A 22,017-nucleotide genomic window follows, 5' to 3' on the forward strand; every position below is an offset into this window, starting at 1 on the left:
ATAGATAGGTAGCAAGCGAGCTGCATCCCTTCGCAAGTATTGACCTATACCATGATTATTTAATAAAAATGGTATAGGTATTTTTTTGTTGAAAAGGAGCCATAAGAAATGAAGAAAAAATATATTTTGTCAATTGACCAGGGAACAACGAGTTCTCGTGCTTTTCTTATTAATCGGAAAGGGGAAATTGTTGCGACAGCTCAACATGAATTTGAACAGTTTTTTAAAAAGCCTGGCTGGGTAGAACATGATGCTAATGAAATTTGGACATCGGTGTTAGCCTGTATTGCTGATGTGCTAAGGAAGGCTGATGTTCATGCAAGTGAGGTTGCTAGTATCGGGATTGCTAATCAAAGAGAGACGACTGTTATCTGGGATCGTAAGACGGGCAAGCCAATTTACCATGCACTTGTTTGGCAATCACGTCAAACTGAAGAAATTTGTCATGATTTACGTGAAGCGGGATATGAAGAGATGATCCAAGAAAAGACCGGATTAATAATTGATCCATATTTTTCTGCAACAAAAATAAAGTGGATCCTTGATCATGTACATGGCGCGCGTGCGAAAGCTAATCAAGGTGAGCTACAATTTGGGACGATTGAAACATGGTTAATTTATAAGTTATCGGGTGGTAAACTTCATATCACTGATTATTCTAATGCTTCACGAACAATGCTTTATAATATTCATCAGTTAAAATGGGATCAGGAACTATTAGACTTATTTGAGATCCCTAGGAATATGCTTCCTGAGGTTCGGCCATCTTCCGAAGTATATGGACATACAATTAGTCACCATTTCTTTGGTGAGGAAACGCCAATCGCTGGAGCAGCTGGTGACCAACAAGCCGCCTTATTTGGACAGGCATGTTATGAAATTGGCATGGTTAAAAATACATATGGAACAGGATGCTTTATGTTAATGCCGACAGGGAAAAAAGCCATTCAATCGAAGGATGGTTTACTGACGACAATTGCCTGGGGAATTAATGGGGAGATCACTTATGCACTTGAAGGAAGTGTTTTTATTGCTGGATCTGCCGTACAGTGGTTACGGGATGGGTTACAAGTTATTAACAATGCTGCCGAAAGTGAAGTCTATGCAAGCTCAGTTGATTCAACGGAAGGTGTTTATTTTGTCCCGGCTTTTGTTGGTTTAGGTACACCTTATTGGGATAGCGAGGTAAGGGGTGCTTTATTTGGTATGACACGTGGAACGTCAAAAGAACATATTATCCGAGCAACATTAGAAGCGATTGCTTATCAAACGAAGGATGTTTTAGATACAATGGTCAAAAATACTGGGATTGAAATAAAACAACTTCGTGTAGATGGTGGAGCGGTCAAAAATAATTTTTTAATGCAATTCCAAAGTGACATTTTAAATGTTCCGATTGAACGATCAAAAACGAATGAAACGACTGCTATTGGTGCAGCATATTTAGCTGGCTTAGCAATAGGATTTTGGCAGGATTACACTGAGTTAGCATCACATTGGCAACATGATCAATTATTTGAATCCAAGATGCCAGCTGATGTTCGCGATCTTCTATATAAGGGTTGGAGGAAAGCTGTTAAAGCGACATGTGAATTTAAATAAATCTAAATGGCAAGACCTTGACTTCTCGATAAAGGAATCAAGGTCTGTTGTTTTTTTATCGCTGTGTAACTGTCAGTAAGGCTCCCATTTGGAGAATTCAAGGGGAAACTAAGTATTGTAAGTGGGAGATCGACTGACAGTAAGTGCCTGATTGGTTCAAGGGTCTTTAGGTCATCCCCTTGTGGTAGTAATAATCAGTGGGATAGGGAGAAGGCAGACTAAAACGACCAGGTCCCGTGGGCCCCATTGATTAAAGTTTCACTTTATAAAAAGGATGACTATCTCACAAATTGTGGGTGATCTTTTGAGACAAGATCTAATTTTGCTGCTGCAGCATTTTTACTTACTTGTTCTGGTGTTTTACATCCTGGAATAACAGTTGTTACAGCGGGGTGTTGTAAACACCATGCTAGTGCCCACGTTGCCATAGGGATTCCAGCGGGTACTTCTTCTTTGGCGATTGTCTCCACCATTTTTAACAGCTTATCTTGTTCTTCTTTGTTACGACGGGAACGGACATCATTTTCGCTGAACTTATTACCTGGTTTGTATTTACCGCTTAAATAGCCACTTGCTAATGGGACACGTGCAAGGATTCCTAAATCTTCTTGTTCAGCAATTGGGAAGATATCTGTTTCAGGTTCCCGAGTTAATCGATTGTAGATTATTTGAAGTGCATCAACCCCAACCGATTTAGCTGTTTTAGTTTGATGAATACTCGGTTCATTCTGCAAGGAAATTCCTAGATAGCGGATTTTACCAGCTTGTTTCTGTTTATCTAGCATTGTCCATAAATCGTCATTATTAAATTCCTCATCTGTCAAGGAATGAGCTTGATAAAGATCAATATAATCCGTATTTAATGCTTTTAAAGAAGCGTCTAGTTGCTTGAGAACTTCATCCGCATTGACATGGCGAGTACGTTCGAATACCGAGTGAAAATGATGACCGAATTTTGTTGCAACAATCCAGTCTTCACGCTTGTGTCTTTTTAAATAATCCCCAATAAATTGTTCAGAAAGATGATCACCATAGCATTCGGCGGTATCTATTAGATTAATGCCTTCTAATTGTGCCTGATTTAGAATTTGATCCACTTGGTTTTGAGTAAAGTTCATTCCCCACTCACCACCAAATTGCCATGTACCGACCCCAATAACTGAGACATCTAAACTTGTTTGACCAATTTTACGATAGTGCATCGTCATTCACTCCTTACATTACAATATGCTTTTAGGATATCATATTTATATTTTTGTTAAAAACAATTGATCGCTCTAAGAAAAATAATTACCGCAGTGCAATTGTCAGTAAGCCCCTACTTCAAGCATTAAAAGGAAACTAAGCATTGTGAGAGTTAGAATTTTTTTAGAGTGAATCAATTAGGATAAAAAAAAACACCCAAACTTTCGATGTATTGGGTGTCAATAAGGGGGACAATCTAATTTGAAAAATACGCTATCTCTACTGAGAGCATGAACTGAGTATTCAAGTCGTTAGGAGAGATATACATTTCAAAATTGTAACCGTTTTCATTATATGATAAAATTTAAAACTTTACATGATTAAAAGGACCTATTTTTATGCCTTTAATTGTAATTGCAAAATCAATCTATCAAAACTTATATGGGGAAATCTTTGTAGGCAGAAATGAATGAAGCTGAGATCAAGTGGCTGGCCTTATGACCGATAGTGATGGTCTATCAAACAGAAATGCAGTAGCTTAAAAACAGAATGAAAAAAGGTTCAAATCTTTTAAGTGAATTTTTTAAAAAAATCAACTAAAGAGAATCCTTTTTAAACAATATCTCATAGATCAACCTATTTTAAGAGAAATTAAGCGTGATTTAATTGTTACATGATTAGCAAACCTTTTGGATGTTTGACGATCGTTTTGTTTTATTTCAAAAAGAAGCGTATAATAGGAGTTGGACCCAAGAAAGGGGTGGTTTGATGGCTTATTATAATAATAGACGTGAACCAGTAGAGGAAATTGAAACTAGAATTTGGTCATGTACAAATGAGGACTGTGTTGGTTGGATGCGGGCAGATTATACTTTTGATCAGAATCCAACTTGCCCACTATGTAACTCTGAAATGATCGAAGAAACAAAAGTACTACCTAAAATAACAAAATAAATATGAGATGAAGTGATCAATCGGGATCGCTTTATTTTTTTTTCGCAGTGCAACTGTCAGTAAGGCTCCCACTTGAAAAAATCAAAGGAAAGAATTGCGAGTGGGGCCCAACTGTCAGTAAGGGCCAGATTGGTTTAAAGGCCTTTAGGTCATACCCTTGTGGTGCTAACAAATATTTTCAGTGGGACGAGTAACCGCAAGTCACTTTGGTGGGACGAGTAACCGCAAATCACTTCGATGGGACGAGTAACCGCAGTCCCAGTCCCAGTCCCAGTCAGTGGGGGTGAGGAAGACAGACTAAACTCACCACGTTCTGTGGTAACGTCTGCATGAACTACATCCTGTAGTCCCAATCTCTACACTGATTGAAGTTTCACTTTAGTTACCTTCTTGAAAATGCCTGAGGTTAGGGGTTAATAAATAGGAAATCAAAATAATAGGTTTATTTTTTGCCAAATTGTTCACTACTTGAATGAAAAGATAAAAAATGTTTCAATGGAATCAAGTGATACTTGTTTAAGTATATGATTTAATCTTCTAAGTGAATGGGGAATGTATGTGTTTAAAAAGATAATAATAAGTGGGTGGCTGCTACTACTAAGTATCGTTTTGTTAGCTTGTAATGATGATGTAAAAGATAAGGAAGAACTTAGTCTTGATCAAGACGATGAAATCGTTGAAATGCCTGAAATAACGGATGAACAAGAAGAGATTGTTACTGAGGATGAATTGCTTGATGAAGACTCCCTTGTGCTTATTATAAATGGTGAAGAGGTCTATGGGGATAACTATAATTTAGTCTATTATGAAACTAAAAATTCAATGAACCAAGATAAAGAGAACGCTAGTAAGGATTTAACTAAAATTCATGAAGAAACGATGACAACATTGATTCGGCAAACGCTTTTAGCACAAGATGCATATGAAAAGGGGATTGTCATCACGGATGAGGAAGTTGATGCAATTTATCAAGAGACAAAAGCCCAATTTGATACAGAGGATGACTTTTATCAGGTTTTAGATCAATTACCTTATTCTGAAGAGGTTTTTCGAGATATTTTAGCGAAGTCATTATTACAACAATACTATATTGATCAGGAATTCGATGATATCCAGATTAGTGATCAGGATGTTGAGAGCTTTTATGCACTTCTCAAGGAAGAGATGGAGGATGCTCCTGATTTAGATGATATTCGAAGTGAAATAAAAAGTCGATTGCTGCAAATAGAAATTCAAAATGCATTAAATGATCGCCTAGATCAACTGTTGGAAGAAGCTGAGATTGAAGAAGTCATATAAATAAAAGTGAGGAGCTGTCATCAAATAGATTGGCAGCTCCTCACTTTCTATTGAAAATTAATCATACAATTCTTGATAAATATTAGTTGCCTTTTTAACAACATAACTACTGCCACCTCGAGATTGAACCGATTCAACCATCATTGCGAGAATGATATCTTGGGAATCAGGGTAGGAGACAAACCAGCCATTTTCAGTTCCATTTTCATCATCTAATGATAATTTTAATTCAGCTGTTCCTGTTTTGCCTGAGAGCTCAACTTCATCAATATTTGCTCGGCGTGCTGTTCCATTAGAAGCAGAGACGACCTTGCGGAGTGCCTCACGCAAATATTCAGCATCTTCAGGGCTAATTAGATCTTCTGCATAAGCTTGAGCTTGCTCTTCCTCTACATCTAAGATGGGCTGAATCATCATGCCATCATTTAAAATTGGAGTATAAGCTGTTGCCAAATGTAAAGCAGAGATTAAAATTTCACCTTGGCCATATCCAGAATCAGCCAGTAATGTTTCTTTATCGATCTTTTCACTATTAGATATGTGGCTTGAGTATATCGGGTATGTAAAAGATAAGCCGTCTTCACCAAATCCGAACGACTCCAGACCTGCTACAAAATCTTTTCCGCCAATTTCTACGGCTTTTTGAGCAAAATAAATATTATCAGATCGAATAAGTGCATTGCTTAAATCGACTGGCCCTGTTGATTCTGAGACCCGTTTCACTCGATAATTCCCCCAGTTTTCCTTACTCCAAGTTAAGCCTTTGATTTCAACAGCATCATTTTGGTTTATTACGCCAGTTTTTAATCCGATCATTGCTGTAAGTGGTTTAAATGCTGAACCTGGTGAATAAGTTGAAGCAAATCGGTTTAAAATGGGTTGATCCGGATCTTCAGTTAATTCATCGTATTTAGTTTGACTAATACCATAAGCAAAATCGTGTGGATCAAAAGCTGGGCTTGATACGAGCGCAAGTGTCTCACCCGTTTTAGGATCAATCGCGGCTGCTGTTCCCGCATCACCATCAAATTGATCATAAATCATTTGTTGTAATTCTGCGTCAATTGTTAACTGAATATCTTCACCGGGGATCGGTGGTTTTTCAGCGATACCAATTTTACTATTTTCATTTTCAACGACAATTCTTATCCCATCCTCACCACGTAAACGTTCTTCAAAAAGTTGTTCAATCCCCCGTTTTCCAATTAGATCGTTTGTTGTATAAGTCCCTTCTTCCGCTTCACTAATTTCTTCTTCAGTAATCGTTCCAATATAGCCGATAAGGTGGGCTAAGCTTTCATTATAAGGGTAAGAGCGTCCTGTCTTAGCATTTGATATGACCGGTGGAATGGCGACTAAATCAGAAATTAATTCTTCGTCATTATTAGGGATTGTTTTTAAAGGAACGAATACACCATCGGTCACCCAGTCTTGATTAAGTAATGATTCAATTTTTTCAACACTAATATCTAGTAATTTTGCTATTTCCTTGATTTCAGATTTACGGTTATCTGTAAAGCGAGCAGGGTCAACACCGATTTCATAAACCGTATCGTTTATGGCAAGTCCATTCCCATTTCGATCGAAAATTTCCCCGCGTGTTGTTGGAATGGTCGTGCAACTAATCGTCCCATTATCTGAAAGCTCAGGGAAAATTAATCCTGGATGCCAAACAATTTTCCAATCACTTCGCTCCTCACCTTTCTCTACTTCTTCGATTTGTTCTACCAATGTGATTTCATCATCAAATTTTATTTCTCCGACAATTGATTGTTGTTGTACTGTAATCGGAAAAGTAGTTGGTATTTCTTCATTTTCATCAGTGTCTTCAGGAATATCTGGTAAAGTGTAGGAAATTGATAAATCTTCAATCTCAAGATCTTGATAAATTTTTTCGTAACGATCGACAAAATCCTCTCGACTGTATGTTTCACGAGTTTCTTCTGACAACATATCATACATATCGGTGAAGTTTTGTTCTTGCCACAATTCCACGTATTCTTCAAATCGTTGATCTGGTAAAATCACTTCTTCATCATTTGAACAGCCACTTGGAAGGAGGAATGCAAGAAGTATCATGACCAGATAGATTAGTTTTTTCATTACTGTATCTCTCCTCATTATTCTTCAATTGGAATAGCATAAATGACGTAACGATCGGGTGCACTTCCAATATAGCCAAAAGGGTAACAAGTAGAAATAACAAGTTCTTCATCAGGTGCAGTTGAACCGATTATAGAAGTATCGTCTGCGCTTACAATAACTGAATCGACCATTTCGTATTTAAAGGTTCCATAAGGTAATTCAACGGTAATAATATCACCAAGCTCAACTTCACCAAGACGTGTAAAAACAGTATCCCGATGACCGGATAATAGAATTTGGTCATTATCGCCTGGATAAGCTGTTTGTGACATATGGCCAACACCACGTTCAAGTTCATCTGGATCGGTTCCCTCAATAATAGGGATGGATGCATCGATTTTTTCGATTTTTAATAATCCAATTGTATCACCATAAGCTGGATCGAATTCTATCTTTGAATCACCATCTTTATTCGTTGCAGCATTTAACAACTCTTCAGCCTCTGCTCGTGCTTGTTTTTCACCGATTTGGATATTGATGTATTCATAACTGCCAATGGCTAGAAAAACGATTCCGATGATAATAAGTAATGTAGCAATTTTCTTCAAAATAACCGCCTCCTTGTTGAATTATTCTTATTAGTTTATTTCATTTTAAGTATACTATATAAAAGCTTTAATCTTGATAAGGAATTTCAATATATTTTTCCTTATTAATCTTGAGCTCGGCTTGGTCACTGGTTAAATCAATCATCCAAGTTGAAAAGGCATCGATTTGATCGACTGCAACAAGCACATGAAAGGCAACATGCTCCAAATAGTCAATCGTTTCAATTAAATATTCATTTTGATGCAATTCATTTTCAATTTTCCCAAGAAGAGGATAATCAATCGTTATTGTTACCTGCTTCATTAATTGGCGTTTAACAATACCAGTTTCTTGTATGGCTTCAGAGGTTGTTTTTGAATAAGCACGGATTAGACCACCAGCACCAAGTTTAATACCACCAAAGTATCGGGTAACAACAACACAAGTATCTTTTAAACCGTTTTTCTTCAGGACTTCTAGCATTGGGATTCCCGCTGTACCACTTGGTTCACCATCATCATTAGCTTTTTGGATTTGGTCATGTTCACCGATAAGATAAGCCGAACAATTGTGAGTTGCTTGACTGTGTTCTTTTTTTATTTTTCGAATGAAAGTCTGTGCTTCTTCTTCTGTTTCGGTCCGCTTTATATGACCAATAAAACGGGATTTCTGAATGATGATTTCAGCTTGTCCTTCTGATTGAACAGTTAAATAATTTTTCAGCACTAAAAAACCTCCTATCATGATTTATTATAAGCGGATAAGTGTACAAGGTAAAGCGAACAATCCCCTTTATGGATTGAATAAAGAAAGCTTCGATTATTTACCTATTCATTCTTCATTTTTATTTAATAAAATCACTTTTATCTTTGAATTACTGAACCGTACAAGCACTAACTAGACAAAATAAGCCCCTTAGATAGAGCTAGGTTGATTGTCCCATAATCCCTCCTAACAAGATTGGTAATTTTCTGGTTTTATTGTAATGGTCCTATAAAAAAAGAGAGTAGGGATAAAAAGTTAAAAAATCATTCAATAATTTTTGGATTTTGTCACTATTTAATTATAAAACTATCCTGTAAATATGCTATGATAAAAGTATCAAAAAAAACGGTTGTTTAAAAAGTCTAAAGAATTAATAAAATAAGAGCAGAAGCCCTTCGCCTAATGCATCTACCGATATGTTTTGGACGATGTTCGGACAAGTAATCTTTGCCCCGTTCCAATCTTAGAAGGTGGTAATCTTAACTGATGGGGCTTTTTAGCCTGTCCTAACACTTTGCAACAGAATCCTTAAGGGATTAAGTAGGATGAATGTAGGAACCTTCAGTGAGAACGGTTTATTTATGACTTAATTGGGAATGAAGCCCCATTAAATGAAGATTTATTTTAACACAGTGTAGCTGTCAGTAAGACTCACACTTCAAGCATTCGAAGGAAACTAGGAATTGCAAGTGGGAGATTAACTGACAGAAGCGGCCTGATTGGTTTAGGTGAAACCCTTGTAGTAGTAACAAATATTTTTGTTGGGACGAGTAACCGCGGTCCCAGTCCCAGTCAGTAGGGGATGGGAGAAGGCAGACTAAACCCACAAGGTTTTGTGGTAAGTTCTGAACCCCCTTACTGATTGAAGTTTCACTTTATTTACTGCTTGTATTTTTGAACATGGATCGTATAATGCTGTTCAATAAAATAAAAAATGATCATTGTCATAAACAATAATAATTTTAACATCTAACTTATTGGTTATCCTATAGTAGAATAGGTACATGATAATGGATTCAATAAGCGGATATAGGAGTTTTATAATGAAACAAATAAATGAAAGAAATTTTGATCAAATCATTGAAAGTATGCTAGGAGTTGTCGATAAAAGTAAAGATGAAATTTATGAATTAACGGAATCCTCAAGAGAAGAACAGAAGTCTTTAACTCAAGAGCTGGAAGAAATTAGACAAAAAGTAAAAGAAATGATTGCTCGAGGTGATCAATTAGAGAAACAAGAACGTATTTATCGTAATCGACTGGCACAGGTTAGCAAAAATTTTAACGTCTACACTGAAAAAGAAATCAAAGATGTTTATGTCACAACCCATGATATTCAGGCTGAATTAAAAATGGTCCGAGAACGTGAGATTTCTTTGCGGCAACAACGTGACTTTATTGAACGGCGTTTAAAGTCTTTAGAAAGAATTATTGGCAAAGGTGCAACGCTTGTTAGCAAAGTCTCAATTATATCAAATTATCTGACTGATGATTTTAAACAAATTGGAGATTTAATAGAAGATGCTAATCAAAAACAAGCATTCGGATTAAAGATTATTGAAGCCCAAGAAGAAGAGCGGCGTCGAATTTCCCGGGAAATCCATGATGGGCCAGCACAAATGTTAGCTAATATTTTACTGAGAGCAGACCTAGTTGATCGGACGTTTAGAGAGAGAAGTCATGAAGAAGCGATGAAAGAAATGAAAAGTATGCGTTCAATGGTTCGAACATCCTTAGGTGAAGTCAGACGAATCATTTATGATTTACGACCGATGGCTTTAGATGATCTAGGGCTTGTTCCAACGATTAGAAAGTATTTAGCAAATGTAGAGGACTATCACAAGATTACAATTAACTTATCAGAACAAGGCTGCTTCGATCAATTAGATGCAAAATATGAGGTTGCTTTATTCCGTTTAATTCAAGAAGCTGTTCAGAATGCAGTTAAACATGCCTCTCCAACAGTTATCCAAGTTAATATAAGTATGGATAACAATCAAGTTTCTGCTCTTATTCGTGATGATGGTGTTGGATTTGACATTAACCAGAAGAAAGATAATTCTTTTGGCCTAATTGGAATGCGTGAACGTGTTGAAATGCTTGCTGGCCAGTTAAAAATAAAATCCAAAATTGGACAAGGGACTACAATTTATGTGAAGGTTCCTTTGAAAAATTAATTAAATTAATGTTTTTTTTCAAAAATCATGTATAATTAGGATAGATAAATTGACAAAAAAAAGAATTAAACTGTAAATCAATGAATAGCTTTTCAGACATTAATCACTTTTTTTATTTAATTATTCATAAATTAGCCATATTGTCCCTGATATAAATGGTTTATTAAGAAAGAATATAGTTAGTCTGAATTATATTTAATGAGTACAGATGGAGGAGTAAATATGACAAAGAAAATTGTTTTAATTGATGACCACGTACTATTTCGGGAAGGGGTAAAGCGGATCCTAGATTTTGAGGATAGTTTTGAAGTTGTGGCAGAAGGTGACGATGGTGAACAAGCGCTTAGCATCGTTGAAGAGTATAGACCCGATGTTGTATTAATGGATATTAATATGCCGAATACTAACGGTGTTCAAGCAACGAAAAAGATCTTTGCTAAATTCCCAGATGTTCGTGTCATTATTTTATCAATTCATGATGATGAAAACTATGTGACACATGCATTAAAATCGGGTGCTAACGGTTATCTGTTAAAGGAAATGGACTCTGAAACTTTAATTGAAGCGATTAAAATTGTAAGTGAGGGTGGCTCATACTTACATCCTAAGGTCACTCATAACTTGGTAAGAGAGTTCCAACGTTTGAGCAAAGTTGAATCAGGAAGCATTGAAGACATAGAATATCGTAAACCACTTCATTTATTAACACGTCGTGAATGTGAAATTTTGCAATTACTTGCGGATGGAAAGAGCAACCGAGGTATTTCTGAACATTTATTTATCAGTGAGAAAACAGTGAAGAATCATGTCAGCAATATTTTACAAAAAATGAATGTTAATGATCGTACGCAAGCCGTCGTTATGGCTATTCGAAATGGTTGGGTGGAAGTATTGTAAGACAAATGCATATTTTTACATAAACAATCTAGTTTTTCCTTTTGCTAGGTTGTTTTTTTAATTATTGAGGATTTTATAAAACATGTGAAGAGATAAAATGAAAATACTTAAGTTAGGGACTATGATTTTTTTGAGTAATTCGTTAGAATGAGAAGGAGTTTATATTTTTTTTGAAAAACTGTTCAAAGGCTTTGAGGAAATAATGTGTCAAGAATAGATGACTTTTTATCAATTACTAACATGTTTGAGTTCCAAACATTTGGCGCTCTCCTATTTTTTGAACATGCACTTTGACGATAATCATGGCATTATTTTTTATCATACTTATACTATTGATAGAAGGGTACGATCTTTAAAATGAAAATAGCTGTATTAACAGACAGTACGTCTTATTTAACAGAGAGCACGAGGAAGAGGTATAACATCGAAATTGTCCCATTAAGTGTAACATTTGGCAATAAGTCCTACGAAGAAGAAATTGAACTGGATGCAGTAGCCTTTTATTCGCTAGTTCATGAATCAAAAGAATTACCAAAAACATCTCAACCTTCAATTGGTTATATGACGGACAAGCTAACTGAACTAGCTAAAGACTATGATGCCGTCATTGCAATTCATTTATCAAGTGGCATTAGCGGAACATTTCAATCTATGCAGACTGCTGGCACGATGGTTAATAACATTGATGTTCGGGTTTTTGATTCAGAAATAAGCTGTATGCCACAAGGTTTTTATGTACTTGAAGCAGCTAGAATGGTTGAAAAAGGAACAACACCAGACGAAATAATCGCCAGATTGAACGAAATGAAACAATCCATGCGAGCATATTTTGTTGTTGATGATTTACAACATCTTCATCGTGGAGGACGCTTAAGCGGTACTCAAGCACTTGTCGGAAGCATGTTACAAGTCAAACCGATCCTCCATTTTGTCGATAAAAAAATTGTCCCGTTTGAAAAAATCCGAACACAGAAAAAAGCATTCAAGCGTATTGTTGAATTGTTTGATGAAGATGCAAAAACAGGCGAACCCATCCAAGCTTCTGTCATTCACGCTAACGCACCAGAGCTTGCAGAATCATTCGCTCAAGAATTAAAAAATCTTTATCCAAACGCTGACATAAACATTAGTTATTTTGGAGCTGTTATTGGAACTCACCTTGGCGAAGGCTCAATTGGACTTGGCTGGTATAAAGAATAAAAACTTGACTCCACTGCACTTGTAGTGGAGCTCTTCATATTTGATTTGTTCTCAAGTTTGGTGAAATGCTCTCAAGTTCTTCGATTTGCTCTCAAGTTTGATGAAATGCTCTCAATTTCTGCGATTTGCTCTCAAGTTTGTGGAAATGCTCTCAAGTTCTGCGATTTGCTCTCAAGTTTGGTGAAATGCTCTCAAGTTCCGCGATTTGCTCTCAAGTTTGGTGAAATGCTCTCAAGTTCTTCGATTTGCTCTCAAGTTTTGTGAAATACTCTCAAGTTCTTCGATTTGCTCTCAAGTTTTGTGAAATGCTCTCAAGTTCCGCGATTTGCTCTCAAGTCTGGTAAAATGCTCTCAACTTTTACGATTTGCTCTCAAGTTTTGTGAAATGCTCTCAAGTTCTTCGATTTGCTCTCAAGTTTTGTGAAATGCTCTCAACTTCTGCGATTTACTCTCAAGTTTGATGAAATGCTCTCAACTTTTGTGATTTGCTCTCAAGTTTGATGAAATGCTCTCAAGTTCCGCGATTTGTTCTCAAGTTTGGTGAAATGCTCTCAAGTTCCGCGATTTGTTCTCAAGTTTGGTGAAATGCTCTCAACTTTCGCAACTTATTCTCAACTTCATCAAAATACTCTCAACTCATTAATTAAACCATAAAAAGGAGGATTAAAAAATTGAATAACTATGCCAAACGCTTTGCTGGGCGATTACTGCTTCGTGATGAACTCAAACTTACCGAACCTGAATTCACAGACTTAACATTAAGGAAGCAACTCACTCCTATTCAGGCAATTACAAAACACTATTTTTCTTATCGTTGTGAGAGGTGCGGTAACACAGCTAAAGATCTTTTTGGAAAAATTCCCTGCTCAAATTGCCGTCAAAATCATCATTATTGTCGGAAGTGTATTCAGATGGGACGTATAATGTTTTGCACGCCACTTTATAAATGGACTGGCCCACCTCCGATTTGGCCACCACAATCAGAAGAACCGCTTGGGTGGGGAGGAAAACTAACCCCCGCACAGCAACAGGCATCTGATCAGATTATCAAAGCAATTAAAACTAAACAAGCTGAACTGTTAATCAACGCAGTTTGTGGATCAGGTAAAACAGAGATGCTATTTGAAGGTATCGCTTTAGCAATTACCCAACAGAAACGAATTTGTCTAACCTCACCAAGGGCCGATGTGATCAGAGAGTTACTCCCTAGATTCCAACAGGCATTTCCAGAAACATCAATTGTCGGTTTATACGGTGGAAGTGGTAAGAATCATCAAACTGCACAAATCACACTGGCTACAACACACCAACTTTTACGCTATGACCATGCTTTTGACTTACTGATTATTGACGAGATAGATGCTTTTCCCTATCATGCCGATCCCAGTTTACCGTATGCAGCTCGCCGAGCACAAAAACAAGATGCGACAATGATTTATCTCACAGCAACGCCACGACAAGATTTACTTAAACGAAAGCCACCAACCGTCTTTGTCCCAGTTCGCTATCATGGCCACCCATTACCCCTACCTAAGTCCAAGTTAACCTATAAACTTTCCCCAAGCGAACTACCAACTTGTTTTTGGAATTGGTTCAATCAAAGAAAAAATAAAACTCGCCAACTGCTCGTTTTCACCGCAACGATTGAACAAGCAGAAAAGTATCGTCCATCTCTAGTTGAAAGACTTCCTGATAAAGTCATCCACTCCGTCCATGCTGAAGATTCTGATCGAATTGAGAAAGTTCAACAATTCCGAAAAAAAGAAATTGATATTCTCTTAACAACAACGATCCTAGAAAGAGGTGTGACTTTTCCATCGGTGGATGTCGCTGTGATTGATGCAGGACATCAAGTCTTTGATCAAGCGGCACTTGTACAAATAGCGGGGCGTGCTGGTCGCAGTCCAGATGACCCAACAGGAGAAGTCGTCTTTATTCATGATGGCAAAACAAGAGCAATTCGAGACTCTATCACAGCAATAAGATTAATGAATAAACGTGCAGGTTTTCATTAAATAAAATATATATTTAGGAAAGAGGCGATTAAGATTCATTGTTATATATGTTTAGAAACGATTGAAGCCCAGGTTACTTGGTCCACACTATTAGCATTCACGATTCAATCCCCAATTTGCGAACGGTGTCACAGTCAACTTGAATTAATCACAACACCAGCTTGTCACTACTGTGGTCGTGATGATGTGACAAGTTGTCACGATTGCAGGCGCTGGGAACAAAAGCACTTGCTATTAAAGAATCGTGCTGTTTATCGGTATAATGATTTTTTAAAAACACTAATTAGCCAGTTTAAATATCGTGGTGATTATGCACTTGTTCATTGTTTTAAACAGGATTTTACTCAAGCTTTTAAACAAGCATTTCCTACCATTGATAAAAAAACAAAGTTAGTTCCAATTCCATTAAGCACAGAACGTCTATCTGCAAGAGCCTTTAACCAAGCAGAAGCCTTGGCTAGCTTACTTCCATATCAACAGCTCCCACTTTTAAAGCGGATTGAAGGCGAAAAACAAGCCAAAAAAAATCGTCAGGCCCGCTTAACAAGCAAAAACCCCTTCGAACTCACTAAAAGATGTGAACCAGAGCCAGTGATTATCATTGATGATATTTATACGACGGGTGCAACAATTCACCATGCGGCTCATGTTCTAAAAAGAAATGGTTATCAGAAAATAGCTAGTTTTACTTTGGCACGGTAATAGCTTACAAAATTAGAAGTAGGAGCCGATATATATGTTATAATCCAGATAGGAATTTAGTTAAAGGTGGGAGCTTTAATGGCAGAATTAGATAATTGTATGAACTGTGGAAAATTATATGTTCGGGTAACACGTACGATTTGTCAGGATTGCTATAAAGAGGAAGAGAAGAAGTTCCGAATTGTCTATGACTTTATGAAAAAAAGAATTAACCGCGAAGCAACAATTTCAGAAATCTATGAAGGTACTGGGGTAGAAGAAGAACTAATCATCAAATTTGTCAAAGAAAAACGATTGCGTGCCAATCAATTCCCGAATTTAAACTATCCTTGCGAACGTTGTGGTGATCCAATTACTGATGGGAAGTTATGTACTTCCTGTTCTAAAACTTTGACTAAAGAGCTAGAAATTCAAGATGAAATCACTGCGATTGAACAACGAATTGATGATGAAGATAGAGAAAAAGTTAGAACTTATTTTGCCATTGACAAAACAAATAAATAAGATTAAACATTTTTTTAATTAAGTCGATATAAAGGTTAGAATAGTAACCGTTAAGAAAGAGGTGGGTGGTCTTGAAAATACATGGCTCAAATCAACCAAAAGTGAATCCATATCAAAAGCAACTTCAGAAGTACGCCCAAAATCGAACGGAAAAACAAGCAAAAGCAGATCAGTTGCAAATTTCGGATCAAGCAAAGAAAATGCAAGAATTAAGTGGTGTTCATCCGGCTCGTGAAAAACGAGTAGAAGTAATCAAAGCTCAGGTTGAGTCAGGAAACTACAAAGTAGAACCGGAAAAAGTAGCTGAAAAGTTACTATCATTTTGGAGTAAATAAAACTCAAACTAAATTGTATTTCTTTAGCAGGAGTAGAGTTCGAGTGAAACAAGGGAGGACTTAACCTCATGTCAATTATCCGTATTTTGTCACCACTTAAGCAACTTATTCAACTTCACGAAAGTTTACTTCAATTATCATTATTGAAAACAGAGTTACTTAAAAAAGGTGACATAGAAGGCATCCAAAAGATTTTAAAAACTGAACAAAAGCATATCCAAGCAATTAAGAAATTTGAAAAAGAACGCTTAATTGCTGTTGACGAATGGGCAGAAAAGCATCAACTCAATGATGAAGAAAAAACTGTGACGACTATTTTGGAACACGTATCAGATGATGACGAAAGAAAGCAACTAGAAGAATTGTCAACAGAATTAGCAAATCTATTAGTAGAATTAAAGGCACAGGAAGGACTCAATCAACAATTGACCAATCAATCATTACAGTTTGTTCAATTGAACCTAGATATGATAAGTCCAACAATTGAACAAGTTAATTATGGAAATGCAAAAAATCAAAACGATCCTCAATCGAAGCGATCTGTCTTTGATTCAAAAGCCTAGGAGGATTTTAATATGGTATCAACTTTTCAAGGTTTAGAAATGGCAAAGCGGGCCTTAAATGCACAACAAGCCGCTTTATATACAACATCACATAACATATCTAATGCGAATACAGTAGGCTATACCAGACAACGGGTTAATTTTGAACAGATCAGTTCATTATCCTCCAGCCGTGAACCGGGTGGAGTTGTCAGTGGCGTCGGAAGTGGAGTAGAAGCAGGTTCAATCGAACGTATTCGTGATCAATTTTTAGATACGCAATATCGGAAAGAGAATAGTAAATATGGCTATTATCAATCACAGGCTCAAGCACTAAAACAAATGGAAAATTTATTGAATGAACCGACAGAAGAAGGTTTAGCATTTGTTTTAGAAGATTTCTTCAATAGTCTTCAGGACTTAAATGGAAATGCCGACCACGCAGGAACACGCACGGTCGTTGCTCAACGGGGGGAAGCGGTAGCTGAAACCTTCCGCTATTTATCCTCATCCATTAAAGATGTGCAGGATGACTTGAAAAATCAAATCGATGTGACAGTTGAGGACTTAAATTCAATTTTAAAACAAATTGATGCGATTAATAATGAGATTGCTGGTATCGAACCACATGGATTAGTGCCAAATGATCTATATGATGAGCGTGATCGTTTAATTGACACTTTGTCAACGATGGTTGATATCGAGGTTTCCTATGGAAAAAGTAGTGGACAACCAAGTCCAATTGCAGAAGGAATTGCAACAATCACATTAAAAAATGGTGATCAACACATTAGTTTGGTTGATGGGGATTCAAGATCCTATAGTCAATTTGAAGTTAGCGCAGATTCAGACGGTAATATTACCGAATTTACAATCACAAATGAAGAATTGAATGAAACAGAAACTATTCTAGCAGCAGACTTTACTTCAAAAGGATCAATGAAAGCATTGCTTGAAATGAACGGCTATGTTGATGGGAATGAGATACATGGTTATTACAATGAGGTAAAGGCAGATCTAGAATTGATGCTGGTGACTTATGCTGAGGAATTCAATAAAGTCCATCAAGCTGGATTTGATTTGGATGGAAACCAAGGAGGGGAATTCTTCACCTTTGATGAGAATGATCCACTTGGAACAATTGCCGTAAATGAAGAAATCCTTAATAACCCGGATCTAATCGCAGCGAGTTCAAAAGAAAACAGCGGTACGGGTGATGGAACGAATGCCATTGATCTAGCAGAAGTTTATAACAAGCTAGGTGCTGGAGAATTTGGCGAACGGACATCTGTTAAGAGCTTTTACCAATCATTAATCGGTGAATTAGGTGTAAAAACGAAAGAAGCAAACCGGATGACGGATAACAGTGCGGTTCTTCGCCAACAGGTCGAGGAGAATCGTATGTCGGTTAGTTCGGTTTCCCTTGATGAAGAAATGAGTAACTTAATTAAATTTCAACATGCCTATAATGCAGCGGCGAGAAGTATGACCACAGTAGATGAAATGCTCGATCGAATTATTAACCAAATGGGCTTAGTCGGAAGGTAGGGAGATAAATGCGTGTATCACAAGGAATGATATCCAACAATATGCTTAAGAACATTAGCAGCAGCTATGGTAGTTTAAACAAATATATGAATCAACTATCCTCTGGGAAAAAGATTACCAGACCATCTGATGACCCGGTTGTTGCCATGAAGGGGATGGGCTATCGCTCACAACTATCGAATATAAAGCAATATGAGCGGAACTTAGGTGAAGTTCATAATTGGATTGATAATACCGATGAGGCAATGAGTGAAGTAACTTTGATTATGCATAAAATCAATGATCTGACCATACAGGCAAGCAACGGAACTTATGATGGTGAAGATCGGTCGAATATTGGTAAGGAAGTTGATCAACTGATTGATCAGCTAGTCAATATAGCTAATACACGAGTCAACGACAAGTACTTATTCAATGGGACAGATACAAACGGTGTGATTGATGAAGAAGGAAATCGAATTCCGCCCTTTACCCGTGACGAAGATGGCAATTTCACAGTATCAAACAATAAAGAAGATGTCCTAATAGAAATTTCCGCGGGGGTCAGATTCAAAGTTAATTCGGATCCCTCCAGCGTCTTTTCTAAGGAATTCTTTGACGACCTACAAAAGTTGGCTGATGATTTAAATAATGGTGACATCCCTGATGAAGGGATTGGAAGTCATCTTGAGACGATTGAGGGTCACTTAAATAAGACCTTAAGTGAGCATGCTACTATTGGAGCGCGAAAGAATCGAATTGAATTAATCGAAAATCGTTTAGCAAACCAAAGTATTAGTGCAGAAAGTATGATGTCAGATAATGAGGATGCCGATGTTGTCGAAGTGATTATGAGTTTGACAATGCAGGAAGCGATCCACCGTGCATCTCTAAGTGCTGGTGCACGAGTTTTACAACCGACACTATTAGATTTTCTTAGATAAAAATACCTAATAATGATATAAAGAGCTGGTCAGGTAGCTGATTTAGCTCTTTAAGTGTCATTATGGTTATAACCTAGTTAGGAAGTGATTAGATGCGAGTTCCACAAGTTCGATTACAATCACAACTTGCTCAAATTTCGCTCGATACCAAAAATGCGGAACAAGATATTCGCCAACCGAAGGCTAGACAGGAAATTCATCAACCATCAGCGGATCTTTCCATTCGAACACAACCATCTCGTTTAACAATCGACCAATCGCAAGCATGGTATGATATGGGATTAAAGAGTGCTAAAGTATCACATGAAGACTTCGCTAAAGCAGGCTATCAAAAATTGATGAGTGGCATTGCGAGACGAAGACAGGAAGGCGATGAGCAAATGAAAATAGAAGATGGTGGAAACGCCTTATTGGCTCAAGCTGTCCGTAATGCATATGAGGACCAAAAACCGATCAATATTAAATTTATTCCATCTGTCTTCTCAGTAAAAACCGAATATCAACCAGCAGAAGTTGATATTCGTGTTAAAGTCAATCAACCAGTGATTCGAAATACTCCGAACAAACCAATTATGACTTATAGCCCAGGTAAAGTTACGACAGGCATTAGACAAGAAAATGATTTAATCGTTGATTTTGAAAATCTCTACTTCCGAAATTTCGGATTTGAAATGTCAATCTAAAAGAAGGGTATGAACTATGAACATACAAACAAAATATTTCGGCGCTCTTACAATAGCAGAAGCTGATTTAATCAAATTCCCAAATGGATTACCTGGCTTTCCAGATGAAAAGAATTTTGCCTTAATCAATATCCCAGATAATCCAACCTTTTTAGTTTTACAATCAATCACAGAAGAGAATATCGCCTTTATTGTGATGCCACCTTTAGAGCTCTATCAAGATTATGAAGTGAAACTTGATGATTCAACTCTTGAACTTCTTGAGATTGAGTCAGAACAGGATGTCAGCTTACTTGGGATCATTACATTAAAAGAGAAGTTTTCTAAGAGTACAATCAATCTTCAAGCACCAATCGTCATCAACCATAGGAAGCGATTAGCCAAACAATACATTACAAATCATAAAGCATATTCAACACAGACACCACTCACACCTGTTCAGGAACAGGAGGTATAACGATGCTTGTACTTACTCGTCGATTAAATGAAGCGATTCAAATTGGAGAAAACATCGAAGTGAAAATTGTTGCGATAGAAGGCGACCAAATTAAACTAGGTATCACTGCTCCAAAGGAAATCGATGTCCATCGAAAAGAAATTTATTTAGAAATTCAACAAGAAAATAAGGAAGCCTTGAATAATCCAAAAGATCTATTAGATTTTTTCCAAAATAGTGATCAATAAAGCTTTAGGATTGAATCTATTTACCATAGAAAGGTTTAAAAAACAAGATGCTAACTAGAAAATCAATAAACAAAGCTCTTTTTATTAAAAAAACTTAAAAATTATTAAACTTTCTTACAGGTCATCCGATATAGTAAGTGAAAGCAAAACAGGATAAGAGACGGCCGCTTTTATCCTACTGCTTGCCACAAGGATGTGGCATTATAATAAACAACTCAAGGAGGAAATTACAATGAGAATTAATCACAACATTGCGGCGTTAAACACACACCGCCAACTAACAGGTAACACTAATGGTGTTCAAAAATCATTAGAAAAACTATCTTCAGGTCTTCGTATCAACCGTGCAGGAGATGACGCAGCAGGTCTTGCAATCTCTGAAAAAATGCGTGGTCAAATCCGTGGTCTTGAAATGGCACAAAAGAACTCACAAGATGGTATTTCATTAATCCAAACTGCAGAAGGTGCATTAACTGAAACACATGCAATTCTTCAACGTATGCGTGAATTAACTGTACAATCTGGTAACGGTGCAACACAAGAAGAAGAAGACTTAACAGCACTTCAAAATGAGATCGATGAGCTAATTGCAGAACTTGATGGTATTGCAGAACGTACTGAGTTTAATGGTAAATCACTATTAAAAGGTGAATTTACAGACCAAATATTACAAATTGGTGCAAACCAAGACCAAACTCTTACAATTAATATAGGTAATATGGAAGCTGGAGCTTTAGGTGTAGATACTGTTGATGTATCTGAAGGGGCAGAATCCCATGATGCTAACTTAGCACTCATTGATGCTGCTATTAATACAGTATCTTCAGAACGTGCAAAACTTGGTGCTAACCAAAACCGTCTTGAGCACACTATCAATAACCTAGGTGCTTCACAAGAAAACTTAACAGCTGCTGAATCACGTATTCGTGACGTAGATATGGCGAAAGAAATGATGGAATTCACCAAGAATAACATCCTTACTCAAGCTTCACAATCTATGTTGGCACAAGCTAACCAAACACCTCAAGGTGTCCTACAATTACTACAATAATTGTATAATCATGATAAATAAGACTCTAGCCAAATTGGTTGGAGTCTTTCTTTTTTTGGCTCTATGTCAAATGGTGTTGGTCAGAGATTCTAATGAGTCGAAATTAATTAAGTGACATTTCTTACGAAATAGAAATGAATACCCGCAGGTGAAATACGCTCCCTTTCCACGGGCACGCCTTCAGCTAACTTAGTCAAGCACAGTTCGCTTGACTAGGTGGATCTTCAGGTCGTGCTGTTCCCGTAGGAGTCTCGCGTATTTCACCCGCTAATTTTATA

Annotated in this window: 21 protein-coding genes; 17 read left to right on the forward strand and 4 right to left on the reverse strand. The window is 37.0% G+C overall.

The features are described 5' to 3' along the window. The first annotated feature begins 108 nt into the window (after nt 1-108). Nucleotides 109-1,602 (forward strand): glycerol kinase GlpK, encoded by a 1,494-nt coding sequence (gene glpK, locus KQI76_RS02855; RefSeq protein ID WP_216398793.1) that lies wholly within the window; start codon nt 109-111, stop codon nt 1,600-1,602. A gap of 278 nt (nt 1,603-1,880) precedes the next feature. Here the strand turns inward: glpK and KQI76_RS02860 are convergent, their stop codons facing one another. Then, nucleotides 1,881-2,804 carry an aldo/keto reductase gene (locus KQI76_RS02860; RefSeq protein ID WP_216398794.1) on the reverse strand — a complete coding sequence of 308 codons (924 nt, stop codon included), beginning with the start codon at nt 2,802-2,804 and terminating at the stop codon, nt 1,881-1,883. Between the two features lie 751 nt (nt 2,805-3,555). On the opposite strand from KQI76_RS02860, the gene KQI76_RS02865 reads away from it, so the two are divergent. Together KQI76_RS02865 and KQI76_RS02870 are read left to right on the forward strand one after the other, a co-directional pair. Next, complete coding sequence (locus tag KQI76_RS02865) at nt 3,556-3,741, forward strand: cold-shock protein (RefSeq protein ID WP_216398795.1); 186 nt, start codon at nt 3,556-3,558, stop codon at nt 3,739-3,741. Nucleotides 3,742-4,299: 558 nt separating this feature from the next. Continuing rightward, a complete protein-coding gene (locus KQI76_RS02870; protein WP_216398796.1) occupies nt 4,300-5,040 on the forward strand; it encodes a SurA N-terminal domain-containing protein in 741 nt (246 codons plus the stop codon). Nucleotides 5,041-5,097: 57 nt separating this feature from the next. Here the strand turns inward: KQI76_RS02870 and KQI76_RS02875 are convergent, their stop codons facing one another. The 3 genes from KQI76_RS02875 to KQI76_RS02885 all read right to left on the reverse strand — a co-directional run bounded on the left by KQI76_RS02875 (nt 5,098) and on the right by KQI76_RS02885 (nt 8,439). Further along, entirely contained in the window at nt 5,098-7,143 is a 2,046-nt protein-coding gene (locus tag KQI76_RS02875) for a penicillin-binding transpeptidase domain-containing protein (RefSeq protein ID WP_216398797.1), read from the reverse strand. Nucleotides 7,144-7,160: 17 nt separating this feature from the next. Beyond that, on the reverse strand, nt 7,161-7,733 hold the full coding sequence (locus KQI76_RS02880) for a class D sortase (protein WP_216398798.1): 573 nt from the start codon (nt 7,731-7,733) through the stop codon (nt 7,161-7,163). 67 nt (nt 7,734-7,800) lie between these two features. Further along, nucleotides 7,801-8,439: a YigZ family protein gene (locus KQI76_RS02885; RefSeq protein WP_216398799.1), complete on the reverse strand. Its 639-nt coding sequence runs from the start codon at nt 8,437-8,439 to the stop codon at nt 7,801-7,803. 1,082 nt (nt 8,440-9,521) lie between these two features. Here KQI76_RS02885 and KQI76_RS02890 point away from each other — a divergent pair. The 14 genes from KQI76_RS02890 to hag all read left to right on the forward strand — a co-directional run bounded on the left by KQI76_RS02890 (nt 9,522) and on the right by hag (nt 21,739). After that, entirely contained in the window at nt 9,522-10,655 is a 1,134-nt protein-coding gene (locus KQI76_RS02890) for a sensor histidine kinase (protein ID WP_216398800.1), read from the forward strand. 222 nt (nt 10,656-10,877) lie between these two features. Further along, entirely contained in the window at nt 10,878-11,552 is a 675-nt protein-coding gene (locus tag KQI76_RS02895; RefSeq protein WP_216398801.1) for a response regulator, read from the forward strand. A 357-nt stretch (nt 11,553-11,909) separates the two neighbouring features. Continuing rightward, nucleotides 11,910-12,752, forward strand: coding sequence for a DegV family protein (locus tag KQI76_RS02900; RefSeq protein WP_216398802.1), 843 nt, complete (start codon nt 11,910-11,912; stop codon nt 12,750-12,752). Nucleotides 12,753-13,423: 671 nt separating this feature from the next. Next, entirely contained in the window at nt 13,424-14,767 is a 1,344-nt protein-coding gene (locus tag KQI76_RS02905) for an ATP-dependent helicase ComFA (protein WP_216398803.1), read from the forward strand. 228 nt (nt 14,768-14,995) lie between these two features. Further along, complete coding sequence (locus tag KQI76_RS02910) at nt 14,996-15,469, forward strand: ComF family protein (RefSeq protein WP_253288773.1); 474 nt, start codon at nt 14,996-14,998, stop codon at nt 15,467-15,469. Between the two features lie 78 nt (nt 15,470-15,547). Further along, on the forward strand, nt 15,548-15,973 hold the full coding sequence (locus KQI76_RS02915; protein WP_216398804.1) for a TIGR03826 family flagellar region protein: 426 nt from the start codon (nt 15,548-15,550) through the stop codon (nt 15,971-15,973). Nucleotides 15,974-16,038: 65 nt separating this feature from the next. Continuing rightward, on the forward strand, nt 16,039-16,308 hold the full coding sequence (flgM, locus tag KQI76_RS02920; RefSeq protein WP_216398805.1) for a flagellar biosynthesis anti-sigma factor FlgM: 270 nt from the start codon (nt 16,039-16,041) through the stop codon (nt 16,306-16,308). A gap of 68 nt (nt 16,309-16,376) precedes the next feature. Further along, nucleotides 16,377-16,871, forward strand: a complete 495-nt coding sequence (locus KQI76_RS02925; protein ID WP_216398806.1) for a flagellar protein FlgN — start codon at nt 16,377-16,379, stop codon at nt 16,869-16,871. Nucleotides 16,872-16,883: 12 nt separating this feature from the next. Then, nucleotides 16,884-18,398: a flagellar hook-associated protein FlgK gene (flgK, locus tag KQI76_RS02930; protein ID WP_216398807.1), complete on the forward strand. Its 1,515-nt coding sequence runs from the start codon at nt 16,884-16,886 to the stop codon at nt 18,396-18,398. An 8-nt stretch (nt 18,399-18,406) separates the two neighbouring features. Further along, entirely contained in the window at nt 18,407-19,321 is a 915-nt protein-coding gene (flgL, locus tag KQI76_RS02935) for a flagellar hook-associated protein FlgL (protein ID WP_216398808.1), read from the forward strand. A 92-nt stretch (nt 19,322-19,413) separates the two neighbouring features. Next, nucleotides 19,414-20,004 carry a DUF6470 family protein gene (locus KQI76_RS02940; RefSeq protein WP_216398809.1) on the forward strand — a complete coding sequence of 197 codons (591 nt, stop codon included), beginning with the start codon at nt 19,414-19,416 and terminating at the stop codon, nt 20,002-20,004. A gap of 16 nt (nt 20,005-20,020) precedes the next feature. Next, entirely contained in the window at nt 20,021-20,461 is a 441-nt protein-coding gene (gene fliW / locus KQI76_RS02945) for a flagellar assembly protein FliW (protein WP_216398810.1), read from the forward strand. A 2-nt stretch (nt 20,462-20,463) separates the two neighbouring features. Then, nucleotides 20,464-20,688, forward strand: a complete 225-nt coding sequence (gene csrA / locus KQI76_RS02950) for a carbon storage regulator CsrA (RefSeq protein ID WP_216398811.1) — start codon at nt 20,464-20,466, stop codon at nt 20,686-20,688. A 232-nt stretch (nt 20,689-20,920) separates the two neighbouring features. Continuing rightward, the gene (gene hag / locus KQI76_RS02955; RefSeq protein ID WP_216398812.1) at nt 20,921-21,739 is read left to right on the forward strand and encodes a flagellin Hag; all 819 of its coding nucleotides are present in this window, start codon (nt 20,921-20,923) and stop codon (nt 21,737-21,739) included. Nucleotides 21,740-22,017: the final 278 nt, after the last annotated feature.

Source organism: Amphibacillus sp. MSJ-3 (genome assembly GCF_018919165.1).
Taxonomy (GTDB): Bacteria; Bacillota; Bacilli; order Bacillales; family Amphibacillaceae; genus Amphibacillus.